Below are 13,078 nucleotides of genomic sequence, written 5' to 3' on the forward strand. Positions count from 1 at the left end.
TGAGTGGATAAATCGGCGCGAGAACGTCATCGCCCTCGGCCCGAGCGGGACGGGCAAGACCCATGTTGCCCTCGGGTTGGGGTTGGCCGCCTGACAGAAAGGGCCGTCGGTCAGCTTCACAACCGCCGCGACCCTCGTCAACGAGCTGATGGAGGCGCGCGACGAGCGCCGTCTGCTCCGCCTGCAAAAGCAGCAGCCCGCCGTCAAGCTGCTCATCATCGACGAACTGGGCTTCGTGCCGCTGAGCAAGACCGGCGCAGAGCTCTTGTTCGAGCTGATCTCGCAGCGCTATGAGCGCGGCTCCACGATGATCACCAGCAACCTGCCGTTCGACGAATGGACCGAAACCTTCGGCACCGAACGCCTGACCGGCGCACTGCTCGACAGGCTGACACACCACGTCAACATCCTCGAGATGAACGGCGACAGCTATCGGCTCGGCCAAAGCCGCGCCCGAAAGGCCCAAGCCAGAACCTGATCACCCGCCACAGGATTGGCCCTGCGGGCCAATGCGCCATGGCACGCGCCAGCTATGCGGCAAGCGCGCGCGCCATGGCGCTTGGCGCCCTGTCGCTGGCCTGGTTTTGCGCCGCCGCGTGGCCGGTTTTTACTCCGCCGTTGACAGCGTGGAAGTCCAAACCGATCCAGTAGACCTTGTGGGCCTGCCGGTACCTGGTGAATTCCTTTGTAAACAGCTCGGTGAATGTTTCCTTGTGCTTGCCGCGCTTGAGGTGCGGGAACAGACGTGGCTCGCCTTCTCTCCGCCGCAACTCGACCAGTTCAATCAGCCCAAGCCGCACGAGTTCGGGATGGACAGGGATCACACGTTCACTTGCGTCCGATTTGATGCTGTTCCCGGGCATGTTGCGGAGCCGGTAGTAGTGGATGCCTCCGGTCGTTTCGAAATCGTCCGGAGACAACTGGAGGATCTCCTCCTCGCGGCCACCGCCAAGCAGAGCCATGAGAGGGGCCCAGAACATCGGATCGCCAACGCCGTCGCAGTTCCCGCGGAACACCGGGGCGGCAAGGAGTTTGTAGATCCGGTCGTCCCAAGGACGACGGTCGCGCGTTTCCTCCGACTTGCGCATCGCTTCGGCAGATTTGTTGGTGATCATGTGCTTCTGGAACGGGCTGGTTTCGAGCATGCCCAGCTTGACCATCATCTTGGCGGGCCGATTGAGCGCTCGCGTGTGCTTCACGATCGTCTCGACCCGAATGCGCGGAATAAGGTTGTCGAGTTGCGCCCGTTCGATCTTGGCCTCCGACCCTCCCGCACGTTTGGCTGCCGCCACCGCTTCCTCGATGTTGCGCTTCTCCTCGGCGTCGGTCTCCGCGATCAGCACATCCAGATCCCGGGTCTCGGAGCAACTCTTGCCATGGGTTTCGGGAAGTCGCCGAAACTTCTTCTTGGCTTCACGAATGTCAGCATCGGAAATTTCGCCAAGGGGGCGGTTGCCGAGCAGACCAACCCAGAGCCGTTTGCCGACCTCCATGTTGTTCTTGCTCGACTTTCTCCAGCCCTCGCCAACCGCTGGGTCGGGAACTTCCTCTTCGCCGAAATCGTCGGTGAATCCTTCGAGTTTCTTCGCGATGTAGAGGTCGAAATAGTCTTCCAACGTCATGTTGGCGACTGTGATCGCTTCGCTCACCGTTGCCGGAGCATGCTGCGGCTCGACAGGCTTTTCCTCTTTGACAGCTTGCGGCTGGACGACACTGTCCGCCGTAGGCGCATGCATCGGCTCCGAAGGAACAGACGTTGTGACCTCAGGCAGAACCGGGGCAACGGTGACGATCGGTCGGGGTGATGCGGGGCGGGCCGGTGGGGCGACCGTTGCCGAGGCCATTGCAGATCGGCTTGCGATACGGGCTGCGCGCGACGAGCGAAAGAACGGGCTGGGCGTATCGAAAACGCCCGCGTCTCGGCGCGCGTTCTCCTCAGACGCGTCCAGCATGACGCGGAGGGCGCGGTAAGCAAGACGCGACCAATCCTCGTCGGCTTCATCGAGGGCGAGTCCAAGCCTGTCGGCCACATCCCGGAGCGGCTGACGCGCCTGCTCCCTGTCCCGTAGGGACAGGGCATGGCGCAGTGCATCGATGGCTGCCTGTGAACAAGCGGCCTCAAAGGCGGCTGCCTCGGCGGTCAGTTGCGGCGCGACTTCACGTGCGACCTCGTGCGCCTCCACAAGAAGGCACCCCAACTCTTCGAGGTAGCTCGCCATGATATGCGGCCCGATCGCCATCGTCGTCATCTCCGTCCTGCGGGCGAAGGCGATGTCGGTCAGAAAGGTCAGTCTCTGAGCCAGCACCTTCGCTTCGAGCGGGAGATGCGTTCGAAGCGAGAAGAGCAGTGACGATTTATTAGATGGGGTTCGGTTCTCGCCGGCGAACCAGCGCGGCGGCCAGCGCCGTCGCCAATGAAAGCCGGTGGAACGGTATTCGAGGTGATGTTGGGTTGTGTGAGGGACTCGCAGCGCTCCGACTCCTGTGCCAGCGAAGTGCCAGACGGAGTGCCAGGAATCGTGCCAGATGCGGCCGCGCTGCGACTCCTCAAGAGAAGTCGTTTGTTTTCAGCTACTTGAGGAAATTGGCTCCGGCGGTAGGGATCGAACCTACGACCAATTGATTAACAGTCAACTGCTCTACCGCTGAGCTACGCCGGAATACCGGGGGTCGGATTAGCCGGAGGCGCATCGGGGTGCAAGAGGGCAGGGCGATTTTTTCAAGTCCGGCGCCAGATCGCTTCGGGGCCGGGGGCACCTTCGGCTGTGACGAGGTGGCGCTGGTGGAGGTGAAGCAGGTGCGCCAGAACATTTCGCGCCGCGGCCGGGTGCAGGGCAGGAGGCGTGCCGGCATAGAGCTGTGCGACGAGATCGGGGATTCTGGCGGGCGTGTCGAGCGCCGCCAGAACCTGCCTCTCGCGCGCCTGACGGTGCGCACGCAATTCGCGGCATCGGGCGGCGGGCATATTGATCGGGCCGCCGTGGCCTGGGTGAAAGACGGTGGCGTCGAGCGCCTCGAGACGGTCGAGCGAGGCCATGAACTGCCCGAGCTCACCGTCAGGCGGCGATATCATCGTCGAGGCCCAACCCATCACCGTGTCGCCGGTAAAGACGGCGCGCGCCTCTCGCCACTCGAAGCTCAGATGGTTGGCCATGTGTCCCGGCGTGTGATGTGCGACGAGGCTCCAGCTATCTGACGCGACGACCTCTCCGTCGGCAAGTGTCCGGTCGGGGGCGAAATCCATCTGGACCCCTTCACCACCGCCAAGGCCGGGCAGGGCGGCCGACGCCGGCGAGCGGCCCGCACCGGACCTCCCGAAGGCGAGGACCGGTGCGTCGACACGGTCGGCCAACGGCCGTGCCCCCGGCGAATGATCCACATGGGAATGTGTGACCAGAACCGCCGCCACCGGACGACCCGCCAAGATGTCTACAATCCGGTCCAGATGGACGGGGTCGGCGGGGCCGGGATCGATCACCGCCATCTCGTCGGTGCCCAGCACGAACGTATTCGTTCCCTCGGCGGTCATCGGTGACGGATTCGGCGCCAGGACCCGCACCAAGCCCCTTTCGACCATCCCGTCCGGCGGATAGCGTGCTGTCATGTACGAGACCTCCGACGCCTATCTCCACGGCCTGTCGCGCCGCTGGCTGCCGCGCAGCTTCTATGCGCGCGCGGCCCTGATCCTGATCGTTCCGATCGTCACGATCCAGCTTGCCGTCGCGGTGATGTTCTTGCAACGCCATTACGAGGACGTCACCGTGCAGATGACGGGAAACATGGCGCGCGAGATCGCGCTCGTGCTGGAGGAGCCGGCGCTGGCTCCGGCGCTGGATATCGAACTGACCGCACCGCCCGCCCGCGACCGGATCCGCGCTTGGGACCTTTCGGCGCGGGCGATGCGTGAGGCGCTTGTCGAGATCCTGCCGAATCTCACCGCGGTCGACACCTCCACGACTCGGCGCACCGTCTGGCTGGGCTTTGCGAACGGAACGGGCATGCAATTCGACCGGCGCAACGTCTCGGCGGCCAATCCGCATCAGCTTCCAGTGCTGATGGTCGCCGTCGCGCTGGTGATGACCGCGGTGTCGTTCCTGTTCATGCGCGGCCAGATTCGCCCGATCCGGCGGCTGGCCCGCGCGGCGGAGGCCTTCGGGCGCGGCGAGTTGGCGGATTACCGGCCCACAGGGGCGGCGGAGGTGCGTGCGGCGGGGACCGCCTTCCTCGCCATGCGCGCCCGGATCGAGCGCCATATCGAGCAGCGAACCCTCCTTCTGTCGGGCGTCAGCCACGATCTGCGCACGCCGCTGACGCGGATGAAGCTGGAACTGTCGATGATGGAGGGCGAGGAGGCCGAGGCGCTGTCTCAGGATGTTGCCGCGATGGAGCGGATCATCGACACCTTTCTCGACTTCGCCCGTGACAGCGCGACCGACACGCTGCTCGTGGTCGATCTGGGCGAACTGGTTCGCGAAACGGTGGCCATGTCCGCACCCGACCGTGACGTTGCGCTGGAGACCGTCGAGATGCGCGCGCCGCTCTATCCCGAGGGCATGCGCCGCGCGGTGGCCAATCTCGTCAAGAACGCGCTCTCCTACGGCGAGCAGGTGCGCGTGCGCGTCCACGGAGGCGAGACGGCGGCCGTCGTCACGGTGGAGGATGACGGCCCCGGCATTCCCGAGACGCAACGCGAGGCCGCGACCCGCCCCTTCGCGCGGCTCGACGGGGCGAGGTCCAACACGGTGGGCAATGTGGGGCTGGGCCTGTCCATTGTGGCCGATGTCGCGCGGGCGCATGGTGGCACGCTCCGGCTGGGCCGCTCCGAATTGGGCGGCCTCAAGGCGGAGATCGTCGTGCCGCGCGGTTGGTTTCCGAAGGGGGATGGTAGGCCCGGCAGGACTTGAACCCGCAACCAAAGCGTTATGAGCGCTCTGCTCTAACCAATTGAGCTACAGGCCCCCGAAGTCACCGGATACCAGACCTTTCGCGGCGGTCAATACGAGGACGGATGGGAAAGGCGCGATCAGGCGGCGGTTCAAGGCGCTGTTTTTGACATGCGACATGCTCGTCGTCCCGGAAATCCTTCCAAGCCGATTCGCGGGCGCGCGGCGTGCCGTTGGCGCCGTCGCGCAGATCCCGCAGATTATGGTCGGAATGCATGTCGGGCGAAACCGGGCGCCACCTGCCGGCGCAGCGTCGGGACCTCGCTGCTTCCGGCAACCGGCGGGGCCTCTGCGGCCCTTCAGGCTGCGCCTTCTACCCTATCGCGCCCATGGGCGGATGGGGCTTCTTGCGGCGAAATGCCGAAAGCTCCGGATCCCGACCCTCCCGGATCTGTTTTGCGTCCTGCTGCCCCGGTTCTCTATTGGCCCCGGCGCGCGCGGCGTGCTCAAGCAGCGGCGTTGAAGGCGCGCGGCCCGGCTGCTACTGCGCGGCAAAGGCCGAAAGGAGAGCCCCGAATGAGCGACGCCACCAAAGGTCTGACCTACGGCGATGCGGGCGTGGATATCGACGCGGGCAATGCGCTGGTCGATCGTATCGCGCCGGCCGCCCGCCGCACGACCCGGCCGGGCACGATGTCCGGGCTTGGTGGGTTCGGCGCGCTGTTCGACCCGAAGGCGGCGGGCTATGTCGATCCGATCCTGGTTGCGGCGACGGACGGGGTGGGAACGAAGCTCCGGCTCGCCATTGATACGGGAATGCTCGACGGCGTCGGCGTTGATCTGGTGGCGATGTGCGTCAACGACCTTGTCTGTCAGGGCGCCGAGCCGCTGTTCTTCCTCGACTATTTTGCCACCGGAAAGTTGGAGACCGACGCCGCCGCGCGGGTGATCGAGGGCATCGCTTCCGGCTGCGCAGCCTGCGGCACGGCCTTGATCGGAGGCGAGACGGCGGAAATGCCCGGCATGTATGGCGCGGGCGATTTCGACCTTGCCGGTTTCGCCGTCGGCGCGATGGAGCGGGGCACCGCACTGCCTGCGGAGGTGGCCGAGGGGGACATCTTACTTGGCCTCGCCTCGAACGGGGTCCATTCCAACGGCTTCTCCCTGGTGCGCCGCGTGGCGGAGCGGGCGGGGCTGTCATGGGACGATCCCGCGCCCTTCGCCGACGCGCCGCTCGGGGCGGCGCTCCTGGCATCCACGCGGCTTTACGTCGGGCCCGCGCTTGCCGCGATACGGGCAGGCGGGGTGCACGCGCTGGCTCACATCACCGGCGGCGGGCTGACCGAAAACCTGCCGCGCGTCCTGCCCGAAGGGCTCGGCGCGACGATCGACCTTGCGTCGTGGCAGCCAGAGCCGGTTTTTGGCTGGCTCGCCCATTCCGGGGGAATTGCCGAGCGGGAAATGCTCAAGACCTTCAATTGCGGCATCGGCATGGTCGCCGTGGTGGCGCCCGACCGGGCCGACGCCCTGACCGACCTGCTGGTCGAACGGGGGGAGCGGGTTTTCCGCATCGGCACAGTCACCGGTGGGCAAGGTGTGCGCTACGAGGGCGCGCTGGCGCTTTGAGCGGCGGACGCAAACGGGTTGCGATCCTGATTTCGGGCGGCGGCTCGAACATGATGCGCTTGCTCGACGACATGCGCGACCCCGACCATCCGGCCGAGCCGTGCCTGGTTGTGTCGAATGACCCGGAGGCGGGCGGGCTGGCTCTCGCCGCCGCGCGCAACGTGCCTGCCGTCGCCATCGCACATCGGGCATTCGGCGGCGACCGTGCCGCGTTCGAGGAGGCCCTGCAGGCGGAGCTGGAACATGCCGCGCCCGACATCATCGCGCTGGCCGGCTTCATGCGGATCCTGACGGGCCGCTTTGTGGATCGCTGGGCGGGCCGGATGCTCAACATCCACCCGTCGCTCCTGCCGAAGTATCGCGGGCTCGATACCCATGCCCGCGCATTGGCGGCGGGCGACGCGGAGGCGGGGTGTAGCGTGCATGAAGTGACCGCCGATCTCGATGGCGGACCGGTGCTGGGACAAGCCCGCGTGCCCGTTCGCCCGGACGACACGCCCGAGACGCTCGCCGCGCGCGTGCTGACGGCGGAACACCGGCTCTACCCGGCCGTCCTGCGCCGTTTCGCATCCGGCTGCCGCGAAATGCTGGATCTTCCACCCGCCGAGGGGATGTTTTAGACCGGAGGCACCCATCGACCCGAAAGGCCACGACCATTCCTGCCTCGACGATCAACACCATCACGACGACCGACGCGCTCGCCGCTTTCTGCGAGACGGCCGCCAAGGCCCCCTACGTCACCGTCGACACCGAATTCCTGCGGGAGCGGACCTATTACTCGAAGCTGTGCCTCGTGCAGCTTGCCTTTCCGGGCGACGGTGTGGGCGATGCCGTGCTGGTGGATCCGCTGGCGGAGGGGCTGGACCTTGCGCCGCTCTACAATCTGTTCCGCGACGAGAGCGTAATGAAGGTGTTTCACGCCGCGCGGCAGGATCTGGAGATCTTCGCTATCGAGGGCGGCGTGATCCCGCATCCGCTTTTCGACACGCAGGTCGCCGCGATGGTGTGCGGCTTCGGCGAGCAGGTCGGGTACGAGACGTTGGTGCGGCGGATCGCCAAGGCGCAGGTCGACAAGTCGAGCCGCTTCACCGACTGGTCGCGCCGGCCGCTCTCGGATGCGCAGAAGGCCTATGCGCTGGCCGACGTGACGCATCTGCGCGACGTTTACGAATATCTAGCCGCCGAGCTGAAGAAATCCGGCCGCACAAAGTGGGTCGAGGAGGAGATGGACGTCCTGCGCGACCCCGCGACCTATCGCGTCGAGCCGCGCGAGGCTTACCGCCGTCTCAAGACACGGAACCCCACACCCCGCTTTCTCGCCATCGCACGGGAGTTGGCGGCGTTCCGCGAGAGCTACGCGCAGGAAAATAACGTGCCGCGCACGCGGGTCTTCAAGGATGACGCCTTGTTGGAACTCGTGTCGCTAAAGCCAAAAGATGCGACCGACCTCGGCAAGGCGCGGCTGCTTCTGCGCGAGGCGCGCAAGGGTGCGATTGCCGACGGGATCATCGCCGCGATCGCTGCCGGGGCGGCGGTGCCGAAGGACGAGATGCCCGAGGCGTCCCCGCAGAAAGCCCGCGATCAGATCAACGGCGCGTTGGCCGACCTGCTGCGGGTGCTGCTCAAGGCCAAGTCCGAAAGCGCCGGCGTCGCGTCAAAGCTGATCGCGACCGCGTCGGATCTCGACGACATCGCGGCTGGTGCGCGCGAGGGCGATTGGGCACACGGTTGGCGTGGCGAGGTCTTCGGACAGGATGCTCTCCGGCTTTGCGAGGGGGAAATCGCGCTCGCCTGCAAGGGGCAGAACGTCAAGATCATCCCGCTCTAGGCTGATCCGAAAGGATTTTCTGGATCAGCGCGTGACGTAGTCCCGGTGCGCCCAACCCGTGGCGCCCGAGACGTGGCGGATGCGCAGCCAATCTCCCTGTCTCTCCAGCGAGACGAGCCGGTCGCCGGGATACATCCGGCGCAGCACTTCGAACTGCGTGCCCGGCCCCGACCGGAGGTTCAGCCATCCGGCGCCCGTCGTCGAAACGAACAGCGCATCGCCCGAAGGCGCCGATCCCTGTTCGAGGTAATCGAGCGACGCCCAACCCCGTTCCCCCGAGGGCAGGCGCACACGCGCCCAGCGGCCCATTTCCTCCTCAACCGATACACGGTCGCCGGGCTCGAGGCGGCGTACGATGTCGTGATGCGTGCCGGGACCTCCGCGCAGGTTCAGGTATCCCTCGTCGCTATCGGCGACGTAGAGGTCCTGCGCCGCGGCACCGGTTGCCAGAAGGAGGGCGGGGAGGAGGAAGCGCATCGGGATCTCCGTTCGGTTGTCGTTCAGCAGAACAGCGTCACGGCGCCGGGCGACCAGGACAGCCGGGCCTGCGCGCCGATCTCCAGCACAGGGCGGCCGAAGACGTTGCGCATGGAGATGCGGACCGGCTTGTCGCAGCCGTCGAGCCGCACGTCGTAATAAGTCATGTCCCCGTAATAGACGACCTCTGCAATACGACCTTCGGCGATGCGGCCGGGGGCGTCCTGGCCGGGGAACAGGATGGTCGCGGTCTCGGGGCGGAAGCCGGCGACGGGAGCGCCATTCGTGGCGGCGGTCGATTGCAGGTCGTCGGCGACGATCTTCCCCAGCCCCGCAACCTCCACCACGCCGTCGGATATCGAAGCGGGCAGGAAGTTCATCACGCCGATGAATTCCGCGACGCGGCGGTCTATCGGGCGGCGATACAGCGCCTCGGCCTCGGCGACCTGGGCGATGGAGCCTTCGAACATGACGGCGATGCGATCGGACATGACCAAGGCCTCTTCCTGATCGTGGGTGACCAGAATGAAGGTGATGCCGACCTGACGCTGCAGGCGGATCAACTCCACCTGCATCTGCTCGCGCATCTTCTTGTCGAGGGCAGATAGCGGCTCATCGAGAAGCAGGACCTTCGGGCGGAGGACCAGCGCACGGGCCAGCGCGACGCGCTGCCGCTGGCCGCCCGAAAGGGCATGGGCGGCGCGGTCGCCGTAGCCGGCCAGCCCGACCATCTCCAGAGCCTCGTCCACGCGCTTGCGCTTCTCCGCCGCGTCGCCGGAAACCTTGCGCAGGCCGAAGCCCACGTTCCGTCCGACGCTTAGATGCGGAAAAATCGCGTAGGACTGAAAGACCATGTTCGTGGGCCGCCGGTTCGGCGACACACGCGTCATGTCGCGCCCCCCGATGGCCACCGTTCCCGCATCCACGCCCTCGAATCCCGCGATCACGCGGAGGAGGGTCGTCTTGCCGCAACCCGACGGTCCGAGCAGCGAAAAGAACTCGCCCGCGCCAATGTCGAGGTCGATTCCTCGCAGCGCGTGATAATCGCCGAAGTATTTCTCAAGTCCGCCGAGGCGGATGAGCGGGTCGTTGTCGCGGCTCAAAGGAAGCCTCCGCTGTCATTCTTGCCGGCCCGCGCCAATCCGCGCCGGCGCATCCATTCGGCAATTGTGAGGATCAGGACCGAGGCCAGCACCAGAAGCGTGCCGAGGGCCATGATGATCGGCAGCTGCTTCGGGAACCTCAGCAGCGACCAGATGTAGACCGGCAGGGTCACGTCCGAGCCGGTGAGGAAGAAGGCGATGATGAACTCGTCGAGCGAGATGGTGAAGCTGATGAGGAGCGACGCCACGATGCCCGGCATGACCAAGGGCAGGGTGACCCGTCGAAAGGTCGACGCCCGCGTCTCGCCCAGATCGATGGCGGCCTCCTCCAGCGCCGGGTCGAGAGCCTGAAAGCTGGCGTTCAGGATCGCGACGGCGAAGGGCACGCAGATCAGGACATGCGCCGCGATCAGCGACCAGAGCGACAGGGGCAGGTTGAGGAAGCGGACGATCACGACCAGCAACGACGTCGCCACGATGATCTCCGGCAGGACGAGCGGGATCATGATCAGCCCCATTGCCGCCGTCTTGCCCCGGAACCGGTAGCGGATATTGGCCCGCGCCGCCGCCAGCCCGAGCAGGACCGAGAGCACGGCCGACAGCACCGCCACGAAGAGCGAGTTGCCCAAAGCGGCGTGCAATTCCCGGTTCGAGAAGACGGCCGAGAACCAGCGCGTCGTGAAGCCGTCGAGCGGAAATGCGATGACGGTGCCCGAGTTGAACGCGAAGATCGGCAGCAATGCGATCGGCGCATACAGGAAGACGAGGAAGGCGAGCGTGTAGGCGCGCAGCATCAGTCCCGTCCCCCCGACAGGCGGCGCGCGATCCAGATCGTCCCCAAGGCGAGCACGGTCACGATCAGCATGGCCAAGACCGACAGGGCCGCACCCAGTGGCGCGTTGTTGAGATCGCGGAACTGTGCCTGGATGACGTTGGCGATCATCGTGCCGCCGGCGCCGCCCACCTGCGCGGGTGTGACGTAATCGCCGACCGTCGGAATGAACACGATCAGCAGGGCCGCCACCACGCCGGGCGCCGCCAAGGGCAGTGTCACCCGCAGGAACGTCGTCATCGCGTTCTCGCCCAGGTCGCGCGACGCTTCGAGAAGCGAGCGATCGATCTTTTCCAGCGCGACGAAGATCGGCAGGATCGCGAATGGGGCGAATGCGTGGGACAGGGTGATGACGACCGCGTTTGCGTTGTAGAGAATCCAGCTCAAAGGCTCATCAATCAGGCCGATGCCGGTCAGGACCGAATTCACCACGCCGTTATAGCCGAGAATCACCTTCCACAGGAAGATTCGCAGCAGATAGCTCGTCCAGAAGGGGATCGTGATGAGGAACAGCCACAGCGATTTGTGCGCGGGCGGGACGCGGAAGCTCACGAAATAGGCGACCGGAAAGGCAAGCATCACGGTGATGAGCGTCACCGACCCCGAGATCCCGAGGCTGCGCAGCATGATCGCGCCGTAGATCGGATCGGTCAGCGCCTCGCGATAATTGCGCAGGCTGAGCGTGCGGTCGATCGTCAGGTAGTCCTGTGTCCAGAAACTGAAGATGACGATGGCGATGAGGGGCACGGCAAGAAGCGCCACCGCATAACCGAGAGGCGGCGCGATGAGCGTGAGCCCGCGTTTCGTGTCCTGCTGCAAATGCGTCCCCACCGTTCGTTGCGAACTCTTCGCGCGCGGGCCGCCCGGGGGCAAGGGGCGTCAGTCGCTTCGCCGCAACGCGGGCTCGGTACGGCCCGATGCTGTGCTCGGTTTGGGCGGCGGTCGGGTCTGTTGCGCCGCCTCCATCATTTCCCGCATCGCAGCCGTGTCGCGCGCGGTGGAAAGCTGCGCCCCGGCGCCGATCGAGAGCCCCACCACAAGGAGCCCGCCGATGGCCAGCCCGCCTCCCGTGCCCATGAGGACCGGATCGTTGGAATAGAGCGTGACGCCGCGCCAGGCGATCCATCCGCCAAAGAACAGAACGGCCCATCCGCAGGAGGCGACGAGAAAAAGGGCTGCGCGCGCGAACATGGAATTAGGGAACGGTACCTGAAGCCGCATGGCAAGGCGCGATTTGCGGGACGCGTTTTTGAGCCGTGTCCGGCGGCCCTACAACGAAAAAAGGCCCGCCGGAGGGGCGGGCCTTCGCTGCTGTCGGTGGGGCGATCAGCGCTTGGAGAACTGGAAGCTCTTCCGGGCCTTGGCCTTGCCGTACTTCTTGCGCTCCACCACGCGGCTGTCGCGCGTCAGGAAACCCGCGGCCTTGAGCGCCGCGCGCAGGCCGGGCTCATAGAATTGCAGAGCCTTCGAGACACCGTGCTTCACGGCGCCAGCCTGACCCGAAAGTCCGCCGCCCTTGACGGTGGCCATCACGTCGAATTGGCCCTCGCGATCGGTGATCTGGAACGGCTGCTTGAGGATCATCTGCAGCACGGGGCGAGCGAAGTACTCGTTAATCGGCTTGCCGTTGACCGTGACCTTGCCGGAGCCCGGCTTGATCCAGACGCGGGCGACCGCGTCCTTGCGCTTGCCGGTGGCGTAGGACCGGCCCAGCTCGTCGCGGATCGGCTCACGCGGGGCGGAGGTGTCCAGCAGGACCTCGCCACCTTCGACACCGCTCGTGTCGACGGCGCCCTTGAGATCTTCGAGGGAGTTGATCTGTTCGGCCATGATCATGCGCTCCGGGTGTTCTTGGGGTTCATCGACTTGACGTCGAGCACTTCGGGCGACTGCGCCTCGTGCGGGTGCGCGGCCCCGGCATAGACACGAAGGTTCGTCATCTGCTGGCGCGAGAGCTTGTTGCCCGGAAGCATCCGCTTGACGGCCTGCATGATCACGCGCTCGGGGTACTTGCCCTCGAGGATCTGGCCCGTGGTCTGCATCTTGATGCCGCCCGGATGGCCGGTGTGGCGGTAATGCGGGCGGTCGCGGTGATTGCCGGTCAGCTGGATCTTCTCGGCGTTGATGACGATCACGTTGTCGCCCATATCCATGGACGGCGTGAAAGTCGCCTTGTGCTTGCCACGCAGGCGCATGGCGATGATCGACGCGAGGCGGCCCAGAACGATGCCTTCGGCGTCGATCAGGATCCACTTCTTGTCGATCTGGTCAGGGGTCATGGTGAAGGTCTTCATGGCCTAGCCTTGTCCGATCGGTTGAAGGGGGCGGG

Annotated in this window: 14 protein-coding genes, 2 tRNA genes and 1 pseudogene; 5 read left to right on the top strand and 12 right to left on the bottom strand. The window is 65.8% G+C overall.

All coding sequences use genetic code 11. The features are described 5' to 3' along the window. A pseudogene (locus tag JSE7799_RS14975) lies at positions 1-478 on the top strand (ATP-binding protein); the annotation flags it as partial. A gap of 52 nt (positions 479-530) precedes the next feature. On the opposite strand, the gene JSE7799_RS14980 reads toward JSE7799_RS14975, so the two are convergent. The 3 genes from JSE7799_RS14980 to JSE7799_RS14990 form a co-directional block, all read right to left on the bottom strand. Then, positions 531-2,249, bottom strand: a complete 1,719-nt coding sequence (locus JSE7799_RS14980; RefSeq protein ID WP_144431741.1) for a site-specific integrase — start codon at positions 2,247-2,249, stop codon at positions 531-533. A gap of 336 nt (positions 2,250-2,585) precedes the next feature. Next, positions 2,586-2,660, bottom strand: a tRNA-Asn gene (locus JSE7799_RS14985). Positions 2,661-2,719: 59 nt separating this feature from the next. Beyond that, positions 2,720-3,604, bottom strand: coding sequence for an MBL fold metallo-hydrolase (locus tag JSE7799_RS14990; RefSeq protein WP_144431742.1), 885 nt, complete (start codon positions 3,602-3,604; stop codon positions 2,720-2,722). On the opposite strand from JSE7799_RS14990, the gene JSE7799_RS14995 reads away from it, so the two are divergent. Then, positions 3,603-4,904, top strand: a complete 1,302-nt coding sequence (locus JSE7799_RS14995; RefSeq protein WP_055664357.1) for an ATP-binding protein — start codon at positions 3,603-3,605, stop codon at positions 4,902-4,904. The two genes, JSE7799_RS14990 and JSE7799_RS14995, sit on opposite strands and share 2 nt — an antisense overlap. Here JSE7799_RS14995 and JSE7799_RS15000 read toward each other — a convergent pair. Together JSE7799_RS15000 and JSE7799_RS21420 are read right to left on the bottom strand one after the other, a co-directional pair. Then, positions 4,883-4,959, bottom strand: a tRNA-Ile gene (locus JSE7799_RS15000). The genes JSE7799_RS14995 and JSE7799_RS15000 overlap by 22 nt on opposite strands. 6 nt (positions 4,960-4,965) lie before the next feature. Next, positions 4,966-5,160 carry a hypothetical protein gene (locus tag JSE7799_RS21420; RefSeq protein ID WP_222101787.1) on the bottom strand — a complete coding sequence of 65 codons (195 nt, stop codon included), beginning with the start codon at positions 5,158-5,160 and terminating at the stop codon, positions 4,966-4,968. Between the two features lie 299 nt (positions 5,161-5,459). Between JSE7799_RS21420 and purM the strand changes: the two genes are divergently transcribed. From purM to rnd, 3 genes are read left to right on the top strand one after another with little or no spacing between them, the layout of a single operon-like run. Beyond that, positions 5,460-6,509: a phosphoribosylformylglycinamidine cyclo-ligase gene (purM, locus tag JSE7799_RS15010; protein ID WP_055664332.1), complete on the top strand. Its 1,050-nt coding sequence runs from the start codon at positions 5,460-5,462 to the stop codon at positions 6,507-6,509. Beyond that, positions 6,506-7,129 carry a phosphoribosylglycinamide formyltransferase gene (gene purN / locus JSE7799_RS15015; protein ID WP_083480617.1) on the top strand — a complete coding sequence of 208 codons (624 nt, stop codon included), beginning with the start codon at positions 6,506-6,508 and terminating at the stop codon, positions 7,127-7,129. Before purM ends, purN begins: the two co-directional genes overlap by 4 nt. A 50-nt stretch (positions 7,130-7,179) precedes the next feature. Then, positions 7,180-8,337, top strand: a complete 1,158-nt coding sequence (gene rnd / locus JSE7799_RS15020; RefSeq protein ID WP_055664333.1) for a ribonuclease D — start codon at positions 7,180-7,182, stop codon at positions 8,335-8,337. A gap of 24 nt (positions 8,338-8,361) precedes the next feature. Here rnd and JSE7799_RS15025 read toward each other — a convergent pair whose 3' ends face one another. The 7 genes from JSE7799_RS15025 to rplM all read right to left on the bottom strand — a co-directional run bounded on the left by JSE7799_RS15025 (position 8,362) and on the right by rplM (position 13,043). Continuing rightward, entirely contained in the window at positions 8,362-8,814 is a 453-nt protein-coding gene (locus JSE7799_RS15025) for an SH3 domain-containing protein (protein WP_055664334.1), read from the bottom strand. Between the two features lie 23 nt (positions 8,815-8,837). Continuing rightward, positions 8,838-9,917 (bottom strand): ABC transporter ATP-binding protein, encoded by a 1,080-nt coding sequence (locus JSE7799_RS15030; RefSeq protein WP_055664335.1) that lies wholly within the window; start codon positions 9,915-9,917, stop codon positions 8,838-8,840. Beyond that, complete coding sequence (locus JSE7799_RS15035) at positions 9,914-10,711, bottom strand: ABC transporter permease (RefSeq protein ID WP_055664336.1); 798 nt, start codon at positions 10,709-10,711, stop codon at positions 9,914-9,916. The genes JSE7799_RS15030 and JSE7799_RS15035 overlap by 4 nt, the downstream gene beginning before the upstream one ends. After that, positions 10,711-11,568 (bottom strand): ABC transporter permease, encoded by an 858-nt coding sequence (locus JSE7799_RS15040; protein ID WP_245624909.1) that lies wholly within the window; start codon positions 11,566-11,568, stop codon positions 10,711-10,713. Before JSE7799_RS15040 ends, JSE7799_RS15035 begins: the two co-directional genes overlap by 1 nt. A 60-nt stretch (positions 11,569-11,628) precedes the next feature. After that, positions 11,629-11,940 (bottom strand): hypothetical protein, encoded by a 312-nt coding sequence (locus JSE7799_RS15045; RefSeq protein ID WP_055664338.1) that lies wholly within the window; start codon positions 11,938-11,940, stop codon positions 11,629-11,631. A gap of 135 nt (positions 11,941-12,075) precedes the next feature. Next, positions 12,076-12,579, bottom strand: a complete 504-nt coding sequence (gene rpsI / locus JSE7799_RS15050) for a 30S ribosomal protein S9 (RefSeq protein WP_055664359.1) — start codon at positions 12,577-12,579, stop codon at positions 12,076-12,078. Between the two features lie 2 nt (positions 12,580-12,581). After that, on the bottom strand, positions 12,582-13,043 hold the full coding sequence (rplM, locus tag JSE7799_RS15055) for a 50S ribosomal protein L13 (protein WP_055664339.1): 462 nt from the start codon (positions 13,041-13,043) through the stop codon (positions 12,582-12,584). Between the last annotated feature and the right edge of the window lie 35 nt (positions 13,044-13,078).

The sequence above is a fragment of the Jannaschia seosinensis genome, assembly GCF_001408515.1.
GTDB classification, from domain to species: Bacteria; Pseudomonadota; Alphaproteobacteria; order Rhodobacterales; family Rhodobacteraceae; genus Jannaschia; species Jannaschia seosinensis.